This window comes from Halorubrum salinum (genome assembly GCF_024494575.1).
GTDB lineage: Archaea > Halobacteriota > Halobacteria > Halobacteriales > Haloferacaceae > Halorubrum > Halorubrum salinum.
In genome coordinates this window covers 485,982-504,029 of sequence record NZ_JANHDO010000001.1, presented here as the reverse complement: position 1 = coordinate 504,029, position 18,048 = coordinate 485,982, and the positions used below count along the sequence as shown (strand labels likewise).

Annotated in this window: 19 protein-coding genes; 8 read left to right on the top strand and 11 right to left on the bottom strand. The window is 69.1% G+C overall.

What is annotated here, in order from left to right:
• Positions 1-112 precede the first annotated feature (112 nt).
• From NO930_RS02575 to NO930_RS02565, 3 genes are read left to right on the top strand one after another with little or no spacing between them, the layout of a single operon-like run.
• A complete protein-coding gene (locus NO930_RS02575; RefSeq protein ID WP_137783275.1) occupies positions 113-1,105 on the top strand; it encodes an ABC transporter substrate-binding protein in 993 nt (330 codons plus the stop codon).
• Entirely contained in the window at positions 1,102-1,824 is a 723-nt protein-coding gene (locus NO930_RS02570) for an ABC transporter permease (RefSeq protein ID WP_345780031.1), read from the top strand. Before NO930_RS02575 ends, NO930_RS02570 begins: the two co-directional genes overlap by 4 nt.
• Positions 1,824-2,588: an amino acid ABC transporter ATP-binding protein gene (locus NO930_RS02565; protein ID WP_256402374.1), complete on the top strand. Its 765-nt coding sequence runs from the start codon at positions 1,824-1,826 to the stop codon at positions 2,586-2,588. Before NO930_RS02570 ends, NO930_RS02565 begins: the two co-directional genes overlap by 1 nt.
• A 91-nt stretch (positions 2,589-2,679) precedes the next feature.
• Here NO930_RS02565 and NO930_RS02560 read toward each other — a convergent pair whose 3' ends face one another.
• Both NO930_RS02560 and NO930_RS02555 read right to left on the bottom strand, forming a co-directional pair.
• Positions 2,680-3,036, bottom strand: coding sequence for an RNA polymerase Rpb4 family protein (locus NO930_RS02560; RefSeq protein WP_137783277.1), 357 nt, complete (start codon positions 3,034-3,036; stop codon positions 2,680-2,682).
• 1 nt (position 3,037) lies between these two features.
• On the bottom strand, positions 3,038-3,331 hold the full coding sequence (locus tag NO930_RS02555; protein ID WP_137783278.1) for a 50S ribosomal protein L21e: 294 nt from the start codon (positions 3,329-3,331) through the stop codon (positions 3,038-3,040).
• Between the two features lie 221 nt (positions 3,332-3,552).
• Here NO930_RS02555 and mptA point away from each other — a divergent pair, with 221 nt between their 5' ends.
• Complete coding sequence (mptA, locus tag NO930_RS02550) at positions 3,553-4,482, top strand: GTP cyclohydrolase MptA (protein WP_137783279.1); 930 nt, start codon at positions 3,553-3,555, stop codon at positions 4,480-4,482.
• A 27-nt stretch (positions 4,483-4,509) separates the two neighbouring features.
• Here the strand turns inward: mptA and NO930_RS02545 are convergent, their stop codons facing one another.
• Together NO930_RS02545 and NO930_RS02540 are read right to left on the bottom strand one after the other, a co-directional pair.
• The gene (locus tag NO930_RS02545; RefSeq protein WP_256402373.1) at positions 4,510-6,168 is read right to left on the bottom strand and encodes a DUF255 domain-containing protein; all 1,659 of its coding nucleotides are present in this window, start codon (positions 6,166-6,168) and stop codon (positions 4,510-4,512) included.
• A gap of 201 nt (positions 6,169-6,369) precedes the next feature.
• Positions 6,370-6,591, bottom strand: coding sequence for a DUF8028 family protein (locus NO930_RS02540; RefSeq protein ID WP_137784953.1), 222 nt, complete (start codon positions 6,589-6,591; stop codon positions 6,370-6,372).
• A gap of 221 nt (positions 6,592-6,812) precedes the next feature.
• On the opposite strand from NO930_RS02540, the gene NO930_RS02535 reads away from it, so the two are divergent.
• Positions 6,813-7,988: a hypothetical protein gene (locus NO930_RS02535; RefSeq protein ID WP_256402372.1), complete on the top strand. Its 1,176-nt coding sequence runs from the start codon at positions 6,813-6,815 to the stop codon at positions 7,986-7,988.
• Between the two features lie 67 nt (positions 7,989-8,055).
• Here the strand turns inward: NO930_RS02535 and NO930_RS02530 are convergent, their stop codons facing one another.
• Positions 8,056-8,853 (bottom strand): inositol monophosphatase family protein, encoded by a 798-nt coding sequence (locus NO930_RS02530; protein WP_256402371.1) that lies wholly within the window; start codon positions 8,851-8,853, stop codon positions 8,056-8,058.
• Positions 8,854-8,985: 132 nt separating this feature from the next.
• On the opposite strand from NO930_RS02530, the gene NO930_RS02525 reads away from it, so the two are divergent.
• Positions 8,986-9,243 carry a hypothetical protein gene (locus NO930_RS02525; RefSeq protein WP_137784036.1) on the top strand — a complete coding sequence of 86 codons (258 nt, stop codon included), beginning with the start codon at positions 8,986-8,988 and terminating at the stop codon, positions 9,241-9,243.
• A 31-nt stretch (positions 9,244-9,274) separates the two neighbouring features.
• Here NO930_RS02525 and NO930_RS02520 read toward each other — a convergent pair whose 3' ends face one another.
• The 3 genes from NO930_RS02520 to priS form a co-directional block, all read right to left on the bottom strand.
• Positions 9,275-10,564 carry an MBL fold metallo-hydrolase gene (locus tag NO930_RS02520; protein ID WP_256402370.1) on the bottom strand — a complete coding sequence of 430 codons (1,290 nt, stop codon included), beginning with the start codon at positions 10,562-10,564 and terminating at the stop codon, positions 9,275-9,277.
• Positions 10,565-10,636: 72 nt separating this feature from the next.
• Complete coding sequence (locus NO930_RS02515; RefSeq protein WP_256402369.1) at positions 10,637-11,722, bottom strand: DNA replication complex subunit Gins51; 1,086 nt, start codon at positions 11,720-11,722, stop codon at positions 10,637-10,639.
• Positions 11,719-12,882, bottom strand: a complete 1,164-nt coding sequence (priS, locus tag NO930_RS02510) for a DNA primase small subunit PriS (RefSeq protein WP_137784029.1) — start codon at positions 12,880-12,882, stop codon at positions 11,719-11,721. Before priS ends, NO930_RS02515 begins: the two co-directional genes overlap by 4 nt.
• A 514-nt stretch (positions 12,883-13,396) precedes the next feature.
• On the opposite strand from priS, the gene NO930_RS02505 reads away from it, so the two are divergent.
• Positions 13,397-13,672, top strand: coding sequence for a PadR family transcriptional regulator (locus NO930_RS02505; protein ID WP_049983293.1), 276 nt, complete (start codon positions 13,397-13,399; stop codon positions 13,670-13,672).
• 84 nt (positions 13,673-13,756) lie between these two features.
• On the opposite strand, the gene NO930_RS02500 is transcribed toward NO930_RS02505, so the two are convergent.
• The 3 genes from NO930_RS02500 to NO930_RS02490 form a co-directional block, all read right to left on the bottom strand.
• Entirely contained in the window at positions 13,757-14,392 is a 636-nt protein-coding gene (locus NO930_RS02500; protein ID WP_137784028.1) for a non-canonical purine NTP pyrophosphatase, read from the bottom strand.
• 99 nt (positions 14,393-14,491) lie between these two features.
• Entirely contained in the window at positions 14,492-15,976 is a 1,485-nt protein-coding gene (locus NO930_RS02495; protein ID WP_256402368.1) for a sodium:solute symporter family protein, read from the bottom strand.
• Positions 15,973-16,245 (bottom strand): hypothetical protein, encoded by a 273-nt coding sequence (locus NO930_RS02490; protein ID WP_256402367.1) that lies wholly within the window; start codon positions 16,243-16,245, stop codon positions 15,973-15,975. The genes NO930_RS02495 and NO930_RS02490 overlap by 4 nt, the downstream gene beginning before the upstream one ends.
• Positions 16,246-16,419: 174 nt before the next feature.
• Between NO930_RS02490 and dnaG the strand changes: the two genes are divergently transcribed.
• Positions 16,420-18,039, top strand: a complete 1,620-nt coding sequence (gene dnaG / locus NO930_RS02485) for a DNA primase DnaG (RefSeq protein WP_256402366.1) — start codon at positions 16,420-16,422, stop codon at positions 18,037-18,039.
• Positions 18,040-18,048 lie beyond the last annotated feature (9 nt).

Genomic DNA, 18,048 nt, shown 5'->3' with positions numbered 1-18,048 from the left:
TAGGGCAAAACGAGAGTCCACCCCGACGGAAGCCGTCGATTCGGGGGCGCTTCGGAGCACGTCGTGACGGTCCAGCAGAAGCTATATTTAGTATCAGTCCAACGGTGTGTCTATGACGATACAACGGCGGCAGTTCATCGCGGCGATCGGCGCTGGGGCGGTCGCGAGCACGGCTGGATGTTCACAGTCGAACGGGGGATCCGGTGGCGGCGACGGTGGAGACGGGACCGACAGCGGGGACGGGAGCGACGGCGGAGAGAGCGACGCCAGCGACGAGGCGGGCGTCGCGGGCGAGACGCTCACGCTCACGACGACGACGAGCACCTACGACACGGGACTACTGGACGAGATCCACGGGGACTTCGAGGAGATGTACGACGTGTCCGTCGACGCGGTCGCACAGGGAACCGGCGCGGCCTTAGAGTCGGCGCGCAACGGCGACTCGGACGTGGTGATGGTCCACGCCCGCGGGCTCGAAGACGAGTTCATGCGCAACGGGTACGGGATCAACCGCCGCGACCTGATGTTCAACGACTTCGTGATCGTCGGGCCCGAAGACGACCCGGCCGGAATTCAGGGGATGGAGTCGGCGACCGACGCGCTCACGGCCATCGCCGAGGCCGAAGCCCAGTTCGTCTCGCGCGGCGACAACTCCGGGACCCACACCAAGGAACTCAACCTCTGGGAGGCCGCCGGCACCGACCCGGGCGGCGACTGGTACCAGGAGACCGGGACGGGGATGGGCGAGGCGCTGAACATCGCGAACCAGCAGGGCGCGTACACGCTCTCGGACCGCGGGACGTTCATCTCCCAGCGGTCGGAGATCGACCTGACGATCCTCGTTCAGGGACCGATCGAGGACGGCCCGGAGATCCTCGCGAACCCGTACGGGATCATGGCCGTCAACCCCGGCGTGCACGACAACGCGAACTACGACCTCGCGATGGCGTACATCGGCTGGATCACGAGTCCCGACGTGCAAGACGCCATCTCGGAGTACCAGGTGAACGGCGAACAGCTGTTCTTCCCGGAGGCGGTTTCGGAGAACCCCGACTTCCAGCAGTACGTTCCGGAAGGCTGGAGTAGCGAGTCCACTGACGAGTGAGCGTGCCGCTCGACCCGATAGTACCGTTCGTGCCGGCGCTTTTCGAGTCGCCGTTCAGGGAGGGGTACGTCTCCAGTGTCATCTACGTCTCGCTGTACGTCAGCCTCGCCGCCGTGGCGTTGAGCACGCTGTTCAGCATTCCGGTCGCGATCGTCGTGGGGCTCACCGACTTCCCCGGAAAGCAGTTCGTGAAGTCGGTCATCAACACCGGGATGGGGTTCCCGAGCGTGGTCGTCGGACTGGTCGTGTTGTTCGCCGTCTCGAATCAGGGGCCGCTCGGCTCGCTCGAACTCATCTTCACCAAACAGGCGATGATCATGTCACAGTTCGTGCTCGCGACGCCCCCGATCACGGCGATCAGCCTCGCCGCCGTCACCGGCGTGGACGAGTCCGTTCGCGACGCCGCGCGCGCGCTTGGCGGTACCCGCTTCGACGTCGCGCTCGTGGTCGTCAAGGAAGCGAGGTACGGCATCGCGACGGCCGTCTTGGCCGGGTTCGGCCGCGCGATAAGCGAGGTCGGCTCCGTGCTCATCGTCGGCGGGAACATCACGAGCGCGGACGGCATCTCGAAGACGCGGACGCTCACGACCGCCATCCAGTTGGAGGCGAGACAGGGACAGTACGAGACGGCGATGGTCCTCGGGGCCGTGCTCGTCGCGCTCGTGTTGACGGTCAACGCCGTGGTCGTCCGCTTCGGCGATCGGGGGGTACAGCCGTGATGCTCCGCGCGACCGGGGTGACGAAGGCGTACGGCACAGACCCCGTCTTCGACGACCTCTCCGTCGACGTCGACGCGGGAGAGGTCGTCGCCGTCATCGGTCCCTCGGGCGTCGGGAAGAGCACGCTTCTCAGGCTGCTCGCGCTGTCTGTCGAACCCGACGAGGGAACCGTCACGCTCGACGGAACGAGCGTCTGGGACACAGACGAGTCGGAGCGGCTCTCGCTGCGGCGGCGCGTCGGGATGGTGTTTCAGGAGGCGAGCCTCTTCGACGCCTCCGTCGCCCGCAACGTCGAGTACGGGCTCCGAGTCCGGAGACCGTGGAGCGACCGGCTCCGAAACGGCGTCGCGTCGCTGGTCGGAGCGAACTCGACGACCGACGCGGTCCACGAGTCGCTCGACGTCGTCGGGCTCGCGGACGCGCTCGACCAGCACGCCGGGTCGCTCTCTGGCGGCGAGGCACAGCGCGTCTCCTTCGCTCGCGCGCTGGCGTACCGGCCCGACGTCCTGCTGCTCGATGAACCGACCTCCGACCTCGATCCGCGAAACACCGCCGTCATCGAATCGGCGATCGACGCGGCGCGCGACCGGGACATCGGCGTCGTCGTGGCGACACACGACATGCATCAGGCGCGTCGGGTCGCCGACCGCGTCGCGGTGTTACTGGATCAGGGGGTCACCGAGATGGCTCCGACGGAGGTCGTCTTCGAGGATCCCTCCGACGAGCGCACGCGGCAGTTCATCGACGGCGAGCTTGTGTACTGACGCGGTCGGAAACGGTTCTGTACCCGGTCGCGTGCGTCACTTCGAGAAGCTGTGCGACAGGCAGCGAGAAAGGGGGTCGGCGACCGCCGGCTCAGGCGTACTTCGCGACGACGTTCAGGACGTCGTCGAGCTCGTCGCCGTCGAGCGAGTAGCGCTCCTGTGCGAACACCGATCGGAGTTCGGTCCGGTCCTCGGGCAGGAGGTCGGCGATCTTCACGGCGGTCGGCACGTCGATCTGCTCTAGCTCCGCCAGCTCCTCGACGAGTTCGCGGGACTCGTCGGCGTCGAGGTGGGCGAACCGGTTGACGTGCTCGATCGCGCGGGCGAGTTCGTAGCGGAGATCGCGGTCCTCGTCTTCCGCGCGCTCGGCTTCGATCTCGACGAGGATCTCTTTCGCCTCCGACGTGGTGACGTACTCTTCGTCTACCTTCTCTTTGAATATCGTCATCTCAGTTCTGCTGGGCGCTCATGTGGGCGGCCCGGACGATGAGCGTCTTCGTCTTGCCGCCGTCTGGGATCGCCACCTTGAACGCGGCGCCCTGTTTGCCCGTCACCGTCCCGGTGCGGCCGTCGAATCGGGGGTGGAAGCGTCCCTTCTGAACGCTCGGGTCGATCTTGAGGTGGACCTGCGACCCCTCCTCGAACTCCTGGATCGCTCGCTGCGGCGGCGACGTGCCGCGGTCGCGAGGTTTGTTCGAAAGCTTGTCGCGGGTCGCCTTCTGGGGCCCATTGGAACTCGGCATGGTCTTGAGTTCTCTTCCGCTGCCGCGGTTATAAATGGTGCGTTACGGGTCGAGGTCGAGAGCCGATCGCACACCGACGCGTGCTGGTTCGCGACGCCGCGCTCGGTGCCGAAAATCTCGGACACCGATTCCGCTCGAACCCGTGTGCCGACGCCCGAAACACCCGAACGGAGCCCCCCTTTCGAAAGGGCTAATCCCGTGACTTCCCTACCGTGTGCGTAATGAGTCATCAGCTGCCGGACGTACAGGCGTCGTCGCCCGACGTGACCGTCGGGCTCTCGCAGGTCGGCGTCACCGGCGTCGAGAAGCTCGTCAAAATCTCGCGGAACGGGGACCGTCCGATCGTCCTCATGGCCGAGTTCGAGGTGTTCGTCGACCTGCCGAGCGGCCGCAAGGGGATCGACATGTCCCGGAACCTCGCGACGGTCGACGAGATCTTAGAGGAGATCACCCGCGAGGAGGCGTACCGCGTCGAGGAGGTCTGTGGCGACGCCGCAGAGCGGCTCTTGGAGAAACACGACTACACCACGACGGCCGAGGTGTCGATGTCGGCCGAACTCGTCACCAGAGAGGACACGCCCGCGTCCGAGATCGAGACCCAGAGCACGGCGACGATCGTCGCGAGCGCCACCGCGACGGAGGAGGGCACCCGCGAGGAGATCGGCGCGGAGGTCACGGGGATGACCGTCTGTCCCTGTTCACAGGGGATGAGCGAGTCGCGAGCCCGCGAGAAGCTCGCCGAGCTCGGCGTCGACGAGGAGACCACGGAGGAGTTCTTAGACGCCGTCCCGCAGCCGGGACACTCACAGCGCGGCCACGCGACGCTGACGGTGACCACCGACGGCCACCCCGAGATCGACTTGCGCGACCTGATCGACGTCGCCCGCGACTCGATGAGCGCGCGCATCTACAACATGGCGAAGCGACCCGACGAGGACCACATGACGTACCAGGCGCACGCCGACGCGAAGTTCGTCGAGGACTGCGTCCGCGCTCTGGCCGAGGGCACCGTCTCGGAGTTCGACCACCTCCCGGACGACGCGGTCATCCACATGAAACAGTCGAACGACGAGTCGATCCACCAGCACAACGCCCACGCCGAGCGCGAGGTCCGGATGGGCGACCTCCGCGACGAACTGGACGTCGCGTAGGCGTCTCCGGCGAGAGGCCGGACCGACCTACTCTGCGGTTTTCGCCACCCGCTCCAGCAGCGCGTCCGGCGATTCGGCGGGCTCCGAGACGGCGTCGCCGGCGAGGACGACCGCCGACCCCTCCGGAACCGTCTCTGGAGCAGGCGACCCGTCCAGGTGGGCGTTCGGCGCGACGACCTTCTCGTGGTCGGCGACGCGCCACGCGGCGCGGTGGAGGTCGCTCCCCGGCTCGTCGCCGACCGCGATCGCCGTCGTCCCCCGGAGGAGTCGGCCGACGAGGCTCCCGTAGCCGGCAACCTGGACGCCGAGCCGCTCTGTCGCGCCCGCGAACGACTCCGCGGTCTCACGAGCGACAGCCCGGTACCGCTCCTCGCCGGTCAGTACCGCCAGATCGGAGAGCGCGGTCGCCATCTCAACGTTCCCGTCGAGCGGCCGGAACGGGCGGTCGAGCAGACCGGCACCCGACCGCGGGCCGTCGACGAACGAACCGTCGACGTGGAGTCGGTCGATAGCTCTGTCCGCGACCGCACGGGCGACGGCCGCCCCCTCGCCGAGCACCCCCGCCGCGCGGGTGTACGCGCTCACGACGTGGGCGGCGTCGTCGAGCAGGTCAGACTCGCCGACCTCGTCGCTGCCGCGGTAGCGGGTTACTTCTCCGGAATCGGCGTCGATCAGGTCGCGTTCGAGCCCGTCGAGGATCCGGCTCGCGTACTCGCGGGCGCGGTCGTCGTCGGTGTAAGCGGCGACGGCGAGCAGCGCGTCGGCCGCCAGCGCGTTTCCGCCCGCGAAGACGGTGAGGTCGCGGCGCGGCGAGTCGAGATCGGCGCGGTCCTCGGCGGGCGCGGCGTAGTAGGCGCGGCCGAGCCCCGGTCCGAGGCTCCCGCCGACCCCGTAGCCGGTCCAGAGGTCGTCGGTGAGGAAGGAGACGGCGTCGAGCGCGGGGTCGAGGTACGCCTCGTCGCCGGTGTAGAGGTAGGCGTTCGCGAACGCGCGAGTCACCGCGGCGTTGGTGTCGAGCGGCTTCTCGTAGGCCACGTCGCCCCAGTCGCGGGTGCCCGCGAACCGGAAGAAGCCGCCGGCGACCTCGTCCGCGAGGTGGTCCCGGACCGCGTCGAGCGTGCGGAGCGCGCGGTCGCGGTCGCGCTTCAGCGCGAACTCGACGGTCCTCGGGAGCGGGAACTTCGCGTCCGTCCCCCAGCCGGCGTGCTCCTCGTCGTACTTCACCTCCAGTTGCCCGGCGAGGTGGCTCTCGACGGCGTCGGTCAGATCGCCGCGCGGCGGCAGGTCGGCGTCGAGCGCGCGGGGGACGCGGCCCGCCCCGCGGCCCTTCTCAGACCACATCTGTCGGACGGATTCGAGCACCTGTCGCATCCCGTCGACGTCGAGGTAGCCCGCGCCCGTGAGCAGTTCGCCGTCGGGCGTGAGGAAGGCCGTCGTCGGGAACCCGCCCATGTTGTACCGCTCGCGCACCCGCGGGTGGCGATCGACGTCGACGCGGACGGGGACGAACCCCTCGTTGACGTTGGCGGCGATCCGCGGTTCGGCGTACGTGACCGCGTCCATCTCGTGACAGCCCTCACACCACGTCGCGGACAGCGACAGAAGCACCGGACGGTCCCGGTCGTCGGCCTCGGCGAACGCCTCGGAGCCCCAGTCGCGCCACTCGACGTGCGTCTCGTCGGTCATACCCGCAGTCGGGTCGGACCGTGGGTAAGCGCTTCGAGACGGGTCGGCACGGAGTCGATCGACGCGAACGCTGAGCCGCACTGACAGACCGATACGGGCGGGGCCGTGGAGGGATCGTCGGAGGGCGTGCGGGAGGGATCGTCGGAGGGCCGTGGAGGGCGTGTCGCTCGATCCGTCCGTCGACTGCGTCCCGTCCGTCGATCAGCGCTTGTGATCGTGGCCGAGTGCGAGCGCGACGACGTTGGCGACGAGCAGTCCGACGAACCACAGTCCCGTCGTCCCGTCGAGACCCACGTACAGCAGCGCGGGATACGCGAGCGGGATGACGATGGCCGCCCAGAAGGCGACCGCCTTCACCGTGCCGGTCATCAGACCGGCGACGTGCCGACCGGAGGCGAGACGAGTGGGAGCGGGGGTTGACATGCTCGGTTCACGCTACGTCGGGGACCCACATATAGCCGGGCGAGGGTTCGGGGATTTTTATCTCATTTCTCGGAGGTCGCGGGACGTTTCACAACGCCCGTAGAACCCATTTAATTGTTTATAGCTCATTTTGCGTCCGTTATACTTCGTCGACGCGCGTGGGACAAAGAGCGGCTTGTCCGTACACGAGACACTTATTCGGTCGCGGCGTAGGCCGGTGCATGATCGACATCACGCGCCGACTGGCGCTCCGCGGCGTCGCGGCCGGAGGGGTCTGCGCGTTCGCCGGGTGCGGGGGCGGTGACGACGGGGACGGCGGCGGTGGCGATGGAGGCGGTGGCGACGGCGGCGGTGACGGCGGCGCACGGTCCCCGGTTGCGACCGTTCGGCAGGTCGAATCGCCGCTCTCCGGCCCGGCGTGGGACCGTGAATCGCGGCGGGGGTTCTGCACGCGCATCGCGGCAGCGGAGGACGCGAACTGGCTGCTCGACGACGCGTCCGAGGAGACGCGCGAGTTCGTCTCGGAGACCGACTTCGAACGCGCCGTCGTCGTGTACGTCGAGTCGGTCGGCCCCACGACGTGTCACGACGAACTGTCGTTCGACGACGTCGCAATCGAAGACGGGACGCTGACCGCGAGCGCACGGGTCGAAGACACCTCGGCGGCGAACGAAGCCTGCGGACAGGCGATCACCTATCCGGCCGCGATGGTGCGCGCCGAGTCCGACCCGCGTCCGGAGTCGGTGCGGCTGCGGGTCACCGACGGCTGGGGCGAGACGGGGACGGTACGCGACGCCGACGGCGTGATCGACCCCGGCGCGCTGCCCGGCGTCGTCCGCCCGGACGGCGAACCGAACGTGATTCCCGCCTCGTTCGACTGCGAGACAGAGGGGTTCGAGCGACACCCGCAGGCGTACGAGGGCGCGGTCAACTGGGGCGGCGGCGGGGGGATCGACGACGGCGACACCGACGACGCTGCGGGTCCGCTCGCGCTGCGGATCGTGACCACGGACGACGAGGCGGGAGACGGCCCCAGCTCCGCCGACGGGCCGCTCGCCCGCGGCGATCCGTTCCGGATCGAACTGACGAACGTCTCCGGCCGTCTGGCGTACGTCGGCAATCAGGGCAAGTACAACCTCGAAGTTCGCACGACGGACGGCTGGACGGAGGTCCGAGGGACAGACGGCGAGGCACTGTTCGGGTACACGGACGAGGCGCTCGGCGTCGAACCGGGCGAGACGCTCGCGTGGGAGTTCGAGATGACGGACTCGGGGCTGGTCGAGGGGGGACCACACGCCGACGCCCTCCGCGTCTGTCCCGACCTCGTGGCCGGTCGATACCGGTTCGTCTTCTGGGGCGGCGACGACCTCGCCGTCGCGTTCGACTACGTCGGCTGACCGACCGTCCACCGTCCGGTCGCGTCGGCCGACGATCCGGAGCCGTCGGGCCCGAGGCCGTGGCCGATCACGTCGACTCCTCGACCGCTCTCGCGGTCGCAAGCACCTCGTCGTGGAGGTCCCCGTTCGAGACGACGAGGCCGGTCGAGTCGTGTCGCCAGCGGTCGCCTTCCAGATCCGTGGCGCGACCGCCGGCCTGTCGGACGATGAACACGCCCGCGACGGAGTCCCACGGGTTGGCGCGCAGGTTCGAGACGACTCCTTCGAGCCCGCCGGCGGCGGCGGTCGAGAGCGTGATCTGGGCCGAGCCGAGCCGTCGCATGTCGCCGAACCGACGGACGACGGCCTCACAGGCCGCCGCGTACTCGTCGCGGGCATCGAACTCCCACCACAGCGTCGGGGCGACGGTGGCCCGCCGCTCGTCGCTCACGTCGCTGACCGCGATCGGCTCGCCGTTGCGGTACGAGCCCTCGGCGTCGGCAGTGTAGACGTCGCCGAGCGCCGGCGCGACGACCGCGGCCGCGACGGGCTCGCCGTCGACGACCGCCGCGACCGCCGTCGCCCACACCCGGATGTCTCTGACGTAGTTGTTCGTGCCGTCGATCGGATCGATCACCCACGCCGCGCCCTCGTCGGGGACCGTCTTGCGTTCGTCCTCCTCCTCGCCGACGATCGCGTCGTCGGGAAACGACTCCCGGATCGCTTCGATCACGGTCCGCTGAGCCGCGCGATCGGCCTCCGTCACCACGTCGACCTCGCCTTTGGTCTCGACCGCGATGTCGCTCCGGAACCGCTCGTCCGCGACCCGCGCCCCGGCCCGGGCCGCGCGCTCCGCGACGGCGGCTCGCTCGTCTGCGTCGGTCATAGGTGCCCTCGGCGCTCGCGACGCGTATGCGCGTCGATCTACGAGGCGTCACCGCGACACCCCGCCGGCACCACTATTAACTCAGTTATGAATCAGAGTACGTTTAAGTGAACCGGGGTCGGATCGGTAGGTATGGAACCAGAGGAAGCGGTTCGTCAGCTCGAATACGCCATCGACGCCTCGCTCGACGAGACCGGACAGCGCGCCGCCGCCGGGTACCGGCCGACGTTCGAGCGAGTCGCCGACCGAGCGGACGGGGCCGCCGTCTACGCGCTCGCCGGAGCGCTCTCGGACGAGGTCGTCGACGGCTGCTGTCCCTCTCCGGCCGAGGCGAACGCGACCGCGGAGCGCGTGCTCGACGACTGGGCGTACACCGACGGCGGCGCCTGACTCGGCCGCAGTGGCCACGGCGACCGCCGCCTCACGCCTCGATCCGGTCCCCGAGTTCGGGCGCGCTCGCGTCGAATCCCGCGTTTTTTAGATCGGCCGCGAACGACTCGCAGCGGTCGCCGTGGACGATCGCCAGCCGCGCGTCGGGGTAGTCAGAGAGGAACGATTCCAGCCCGTCTCGGTCCGCGTGCGCGGAGAAGTCGTACGACTCGACGGTCGCGCTCACGGGGCGCACCCGGCCGTTCAGCTCCATCCGACCGTGGTCCTGTAGCTCTCTGCCGGGCGTTCCCTCCACCTGATAGCCGGTCAGCGTGACCGCGTTCGTCGGATTCGAGCGGATCTTCGGGAGATACGATCGGACCGGGCCGCCGGCGAGCATCCCCGACGTGGTGACGATCAGTTCGTTGTCGCCGGCGATCCGCTCGCGTTGGCCGTCGCGGCCCGTCACGAACCGGGCCCCGCCCGTCGCCCGACGGAACGCCTCGGGGTCGCGCAGGAACGACGGGTGCTGCCGGAGCATCCGCGTCACGTCCACGCCCATTCCGTCGACGTAGGGATGCACGTCGGCGGCGTCGGCGACGAGCAGCATCTCCTGCGTCCGGCCGATCGCGAACGCGGGCGCGACGACCGTCCCGCCCTCCCACATCGTCGTCCGCACGCGCTCGGTCCAGCGCGTCTCGACCGCCTCCCGGTCCTCGTGGCGCACGTCGGCGTACGTCGATTCGCAGACCACGATATCGGCGTCGGGTCGGGCGGTCGTCCCCGACACCAGTCGCTGGTCGTCGGTGTGAAAGTCGCCGGTGTACAGGAGGCGGGTGGCTCCGCTATCGGACTCCGTCCGATCGCCCGTGGGACTCCGTCCCACGCTGTCGTCCACCAGCACGTGTGCGGAACCGGGGATATGGCCCGCGTCGAAAAGCGTCACCTCGTACTCGCGACCGCCGGCCGAGACGACGAACGGCTCCGCGTACCCGTGTCGCGCCTCGACCTCGCCGAGCCGCGCGACGTGCTCCGCAGAGAAAGGGCAGAGCGGGCTGTTCCCGTGGAGCTTGAGCGTGTCGCGGGCGAGGGTTCGTGCGAGTTCCGCGGTCGGCGGCGTCCAGTGTATCGTCGGCCTGCGCGAGCCCTTCAAAAGCGCCGGTACGGCCCCGACGTGGTCGAGGTGTCCGTGCGAGACGACGACCGCGTCGGGTTCCGGGTCGCGGGTCGGGTACTGCGGGGGGTCACCCGTCATCAGCCCGTAATCGAGCAAGAGGGCGTCGTCGACGAGGACGGCGCTCCGACCGACCTCGCGGGCTCCGCCGAGGAACTCGACCTCCATCGCCGAGGAGTAGTCGCTCTCGGCGTTAGTGTCCGTCGGTCGACGTCGCAGGAGGGAACCGACCCCGTCGCGTCAGTCCAGTCGCTCCGCGGCGTCGCGCTGGACGAGGGGGTCCGCGTTCTCCGCCGGCAGCGTCACGACGTCCTCGCTCGCGAGGTCGTACTCCCGGTCGTCGACGCCGAGGATCGGGCCCACGTCCCGGGTGATTCTGACGGTCGTGCGGTCGTCGTGCGCGGGCGTGTCGCGCGCCGTCGGCCCGTCGCTAGTGCGGTCGGGAGCCTCCTTCCGGTCGCTGCCGGGCGCGACCGAGTCGGGTGCGTGCGGGTTCGACTCCTCCACGCCCGGCGCGCCCGGCGGGGCAGGCTCCGGCGGTACTTCAGTCGGGCCAGTGGACGCGGACGGTTCCCCGGAGCCGTCGGCCGCGGCGTCGCGGGGGGGGTCGTCACGGGACGTGTCGCTTCCGGCGACGTCGGCCGGCGGCCGATCCTCGGTCCCGACGGCGGACGTCGCTTCGGAAGGGGCCGCGGGAGCGTCGGCGTCGTCGCGGGCGTGATCGCCGGCGTCGCCGGCGTCAGCGGAGGGGGCGTCGTCGAGCGGCGGTCCGCCGGCCGTGTCGGCGGACCCACCCATCGCCCCCGCGAGGGCGCTGTCGTCGGTGTCGTCCGACGCCGAGGGGAGGTCAGAGTCAGTCGAGGCGGCTGTCGAGGCCGCGGTCGAGGGGTCGGGATCAGCGGACCGCGTCGCCGCATCCGAGTCGGACGACGGCGGGGCGTCGCCGGAGAGCACGTCGAGCACGCGGGACTTGTTCTGGCCGATCCGATCGACGAGGTCGTCGAACAGCTCGCGCTCCTCCGTCGTCATCCCCTCGTCTTCGACGGGCATGTCGGCCGCCGCGAAAGAGGCGAGCTTGACGACCTTACCGACGCGGCGCTCGTAGAGGGCCTCTGCGACCTCCTCTGCGGTCTCGACCTCGTCGGACATGCGCCGTACGTCGTCGTCGGAGAACGGTTTTTCGACCTGCTCGGCGCGCCGGTCGCGGGCCGCGCGCAGGTCGGCGACGTAGGCGGCCACGTCGTCGTAAAAGGAGTCCCGCAGGTGCTGGAGGCTGTCCTTGCGGCGTTCCTTGGCCTGCGCCGATCTGAGTTCGTCGAGGTTCATCGTTCGGAGGCTTTCCGCGCCTCGCCGCGGGCCATCAGGAAGACCCCCGCGAACTCGGGCACGGTGTTACTACCGGATTCGACTAACACTCTCTCGCCGTTTAGTTCTACCGTCCGATCCGCGTCGCTCTCGATCCGGATCTCGCGGCCGACGAACCGCTCCGGAACCGCGTCCCGAAGCGGATCGAAGTCGTCGAGATCCGCGCGGTCGATCGGGGTGACGACGAGTCCGGACCCGCCGTGGAGCGTTCGCGGAAGCCGAATTAGCCGTCTGGTGTCCGTGGTGACCGGCTCGTCGATCGGGGCGGTGTCGGTCGCGGCCACCCGCGCGGCGAGCGCGGAGACGAGCCGGCGCACACCCGGGCCGCCGGCCTCCACGTTCCCCTCGCGGACCGCGGTCGGGTTGCGCTCGAACGCGCCGAGGATCGTCTCCGCGCGCCCCTCGCCGATCCCGTCGAGTTCCATCAGCCGCTCGCGGGCGGCCGCCTCGTCCATCTCGCGGAGGTCGTCCGCGTACGCGACGAGCGCCTCGTGGACGCGAGCGCCCCATCCCCCCTCGGTGCGGAGGACGCGTTTCGTCGTGCCGCGGTCCGACACCGTTCGGATCAACCCCTCCGTGTCGAGGTCGATCGCGCGGACGTAATCGACGATCTCGCGTCGCGCCTCGCTGTCCAGATCGCGGACGCCGTCGTCGCGGACGTGGACGTGGTACCCCCGACCGCCGGAGAAGACGATCGTGAGGTCGTCGAAGGAGAAATCGTCTTCGAGAAAGTCGAGCAGCCGCCAGAGGGCGTCCTTACAGGCCGCCAGCATCTCGGGATAGCTCGTCGTCTCCGGGTCGACGCCGGGGAGGTGGTCGGCGTCGAGATCAAAGATCAGGTCGGCCGACCGCCACCCTTTCTTCGACATCGTCGACGCGCCCGGGTCGTCGTAGCGGGCGGCCGAGAAGTACGCGTGCCGCGGAGCGTTGTCCGCGAAGAAGGTGTCGACGTCACCGAGGTCGAAGAGCGACTGATGGCGCACCATCGTCGTGCCCGACCCCGGAGTCCACGGGATGTGCCCCCACTCGCGGAGGTTCGCGTCCGGGGGAAGGGCGGGCGAGGCGTGGCGATAGTAGTCGCCGAACCGCCCCTCCAGATACTCTCGCGTCCGATCGTCCATGCTCTCGCGTTGTACCCGCGGTCGACGTATAGACGTTACCGTTCGTGGCGGCCGCCCGCCGGATCGTGTCCGTCCGAACACGGCCGAATACGTGTGTTCGTGACCGCGACACGTTCGGCTCCGCAAACGTGTGAGCGAGCGGACACTGGTAGCGCGTGCTCGTCAGGTTTATCACTCCGTGTCCGTTACCGTCGGGTGACGCTTCGTCTGGAGGGCCGAAGCGTCAGCGGGGACCAACGGCACGCCCGACGCGGCTTTTTTCCGCGTCGGGAGTGCCTCTTTCTGCCGACGAGTTACCGAACGAGAGCGCCGAGTGAGCGGCCGCTCACACGAGTATATCAGTTCTCATAAACGACGATCGCAGCGAGTTCGACCGTCGAACCGCAGACGGTAGTTGCTTTTCTGATATATCGTAGGTGGTGGAATCGCGGGGTAGCGCGGGCCGATACCAGCGATAGTGACTATTTATAACGATGTATTTATTTATTCGCAAACTGAAGGTATAGGCAGTTGTATGTACGACCTCACAGGTTTTCAGCGTGACCTGCTCTACGTGATCGCCGGGCTCGATGAGCCGCACGGACTCGCGATCAAAGACGAACTCGAAGACTACTACGAAAAGGAGATCCACCACGGCCGGCTCTATCCCAACCTCGACACCCTCGTCGAGAAGGGACTGGTGGAGAAGGGACAGCGCGACCGGCGGACGAACTACTACACGCTGACGCGACGCGGGCAGCGCGAGATCGACGCCCGGATCGAGTGGGAGACGCAGTACATCGAGCACTGACGCCGTCCGGCGAAGCCGCTGTTTTCGTGACGGCCGATCGGCCGTGAGCGGCTGCGCGACCGCGAGTGGCCGCGCGACCGCGAGCTATCGGTCCGCGTACCACTCCGCGAACTTCGCGAGGGCGCGACCCCGGTGTGAGACCGCGTTCTTCCGATCCGTGTCCATCTCCGCGAACGTCTCGCCGTCGTGTTCGAATATCGGATCGTACCCGAACCCGCCGTCGCCGCGGGGCGCGACGATCCGTCCGGGCACGTACCCCTCGAACAGCTTGACCGGAAGCGCCTCCGCCGATGCCGGGTCGTCGTCCGTCGTCGGTCCGGCGGCCGCGGCCGCGTCGCGGTCGCCGCGGTCGACCGGGTCGGGGCTGGCGGCGAACGCCTCGCCGTCACAGTAGCCGAGCGTACACCGGAACGCGGCCCGTCGGTCGTCGAGGTCGGCGGCGATCTCGTGGACGCGCTCAACGCCGAGCGTCTCCTCGACGTACGCGGAGTAGGGGCCGGGGAACCCGTCGAACCCCTCGATGAACAGCCCCGCGTCGTCGACGAGGACCGGCTCGCCGGCGTGGCGGTACGCCTCCCGCGCGCCGCGGGCCGCGATCGGGCCCAGTTCGTCGGCCTGTACTTCCGTGTAATCGAAGTCGAGCTGGCTGACGGAGCCGTCCGTCAGGTACCGCTCCGCCTCGCGCACCTTTCCCGGATTCGTCGTGACGTATCTGAGCACGACCCTCGGTGCGGTCGGCGGCGACGAATAGCCGTCGGTCGGCGGCCGGTTATTGTCGTTCGACCGGCCGCCGAGCGTGGCCCGCGAGCCCGCCGCGCTTCAGTCGCCCGCGACGGCGAACCGCGAGGCGTCGCTCTCCGCGGTCGGCGCGGTCACGAGCGAGACGCCGACGGTGAGGACGGCTGAAAGCACCATCAGCCCGAGCGCCACGTCCCAGCCGCCGGCGACCGTTCGCGGCAGCGTCGGGACGGCCGAGGCGACCGCCGACAGCACCACCGCGAGGTACGCGACCTGCGGGACGAGCACCCCGGCGATCATCCCGCTCCGGGTGGTCCGGGGCCAGTAGAGCGCGCAGATCACGGGGAGCGCCAGCAGCGCGAACCCGGAGAAGGCCGTGTCGCCGACCTCGATCAGCGTGCCGGGCCGGAACAGGCTCGCGACGAACGCGGCGAGCGCGAACGCGGCGACGCCGATCCGGGCGAGCCACGCCTCGCGGCGCTCGGACGCGTCGGCGTTGATCAGGGGACGGTACAGGTCGCGGGTGAAGTACGACGACCCCGAGAGCAGCATCGAGTCGGACGAGGACATCATCGCGGCCATCGCGCCGGCGACCACCAGTGCGGCGAACCACGCGGGCGTATACTCGCTCAACACGACCGGGAGCACGTTCGCGCCGTCTGGCACGTCGACCGGCATCCCCGCCGCCCACGCGCCGATCATGAACGCGGGGACGAAAAGCAGGAGGACGAGTACCGGCCACAGCGCGAACGACCGCTTCAGCGTCTCGCCCGAGTCCGCGACGAAGAACCGCTGGTTGATCTGCGGGAACATCGTCACGCCGAACGCGATGGTGATCGCGGTCGAGACGATGAACCCCGGCGAGTAGAGCCCGCCGCCGAAGCTCCCGAACTCGGGTCTCGCCTCGAGCATCGCGCCGGTCGCCGCGCCGACGCCGCCGACCGCGGACACGATCCAGACGGCCGCGATCCACACGACGGAGAGCATGAACAGCCCCTGGATCGTGTCCGTCCACGCGACGCCGCGCATCCCGGCGAGCACGACGTAGAGGATCATAAAGGCGGTGACGAGCGCCGCGCCGCCCCAGTACGGGACCGCGCCGCCGGTGAGTCCGACGAGCGCCTCGCCCGCGCCCATCTGCTGGAGCATGACGTACGGGAACAGCCACAGCAGGCTCACGCTCGCGACGAGGGCCCTGAGTCCGGTCGAGCCGAACCGGTCGCCGAGCATCTCCCCGAGCGTGACGTACCCGTGCCGGTCGCCGATCAGCCACTGCTTGTACCCGATCGCGTACCACAACACCGCGAACAACACGCCGTCGAGCGTTCCCATCACGATCAGCCACTCCGGCCCGGCGGCGAACGCGAGGTTTGGTCCGCCGAAGAAGGTGAACGCCGACAGCAGCGTGGCGAACGTGGTGAAAAGCAGGACCGCGGTCCCTATCGACCGGTTCGCGAGGTAGTAGTCCTCCGCGGTCGTCTCGGAGACGCGATAGGCGACGAGGCCGACGGCGAGCGCGATCACGAGGTAGCCGACGACCACCCCGAGCGAGAGACCGAGGGTCACGGCTCGTCACCTCGACCGAACGGCTCGCTCGCGCTCTCTGCGGCCGGACTCGACGACGCGTGGAGCCCCATGCCCCGCTCCCATGCCCCGCTCCGGACGAAGCGTGTGAAGAGGAGCGTACAGAGCCCGAGCCACGCGATGTGCCACCATATCCACACCGGAAGTCCCGCAACGATCAGGTCGACGCCCCACAGCGGCCACGGCACGGCGAAGGCGACGAGCACAGCGAACGTCGGTATCCACAGGAAATCTCTCTGCTCTCGCACCATACAGATCGAATTTGGTTCTATGCCCATAAATTCTACTAATGAGATTCGATTAGGTACTTCGCAGAATAATTTTCTTCAATCGGCGACGACGGAGACAGTGCGATAACTATTTTCGGCGAGGGACACAACCACGCACGGGCGGCTTGTGCCGCCCGATCATCACCATTCACCATCATGAAAGACACAGAAAAATACCTGATTCACGCCACCATCGCGGCCGACGGCGTCGTCGAGCGGAGCGACGTGGTCGGCGCGGTGTTCGGACAGACGGAGGGGCTCCTCGGGGAGGAACTCGACCTCAGAGACCTCCAGGAGTCTTCCCGCGTCGGTCGGATCGACGTCGCCGTCGAGTCCGAGAACGGCCAGTCGTTCGGCGAGGTCACCGTCGCGTCGAGCCTCGATAAAGTCGAGACGGCTATCCTCGCGGCCGCGCTGGAGACCATAGACCGCATCGGACCGTGTCGGGCGTCGGTCGAGGTGACGAGCATCGAAGACGTCCGGGCGGCGAAGCGCCGCGAGGTCGTCGAGCGCGCGAAAGAGCTGATCGCCGGCGGCTTCGACGAGACGAGCCTCGCGAGCGACGACATCCTCGAAGAGGTCCGCGAGGCCGCCCGCGTCGAGGGGATCGTCGACTACCGGGGGCTTCCGGCCGGTCCCCGCGTCGGCGACTCCGACGCCGTCATCGTCGTCGAGGGGCGCGCGGACGTGCTGACCCTCCTCGACTGCGGGATCAAGAACGCGGTCGCCGTCGAGGGGACGAACGTCCCCGACGCGGTCGCGGACCTCACCGCCGACCGCACCGTCACCGCCTTCCTCGACGGCGACCGCGGCGGCGAACTGATCTTGCGCGAACTGGCACAGGTCGGCGACGTCGACTACGTCGCGTTCGCTCCGCCGGGCGAGTCCGTCGAGGATCTCGACCGCAGCACCGTGTTCGACGCGCTCCGCGGAAAGGTTCCGTACAGCAGCCTCTCCGACGAACCGAACCTCCGGGAGGCCGTCGAGGCAGAGCCCCGGACGGAGACCGCCGGCGACACGGGCAGTACCGCGGTCGGGGCGGGGGCAGTCGAGTCGGTCGATGCGGACGGGGCCGCAGAGAGCGAGGCCGAGGCGGGCGCGCCCGACGAGCCGAACGACGTTACCGCGGACGCGACCGGGGACGGATCCCGGCGACGCGGCGGCGACCACGCGCGCGATCGACCGGTGGACGGCGGTTCGAGCGACGGCGGGGACGGGGACGTCGACGAGGCCGAGGACGCCGACGAGGACGTCGACGACGACGCGGAGCGTGACGCTGACGCCGACGCAAGCGGGGACGCCGACGCAAGCGGGGACGCCGACGCGGGCGGGGAGACGGTCGCCGAGGGCGCGGCTCCCGCTCCCGGAAACGAACCGACTGCGGTCGACGACGAGGCGAGAAGCGACGGGACGACCGCCGCCGACAGCGATCCGGACGGTGCAGGCGACGAGCCGAACACACCCGACGGCGAGCCGCGATCGCTCGAAGAGCACGTACAGGAGATCGTCGACGCTGAGAGCGGGCGAGCTCGGCTCCTCGGAGACGATCTCGGCGTGCTCGCGGAGGTCTCCGTCGACGACGCGTTCGACGCGGTCGAGGGCGCGGACGTCGCCCCGAGCGCGGTCGTTATCGACGGTCGGATCGACCAGCGACTCCTCGACGTGGCGGCTCAACGGGGAGTCGGAGAGCTGTTCGGGCGTGACGTCGGCGAGTTCGTAAAGCGACCGGTCGGGACGCGCGTGTTGACGGTGGGGGACCTCCGCGCCGGGAGCTGAGGTCAGTTC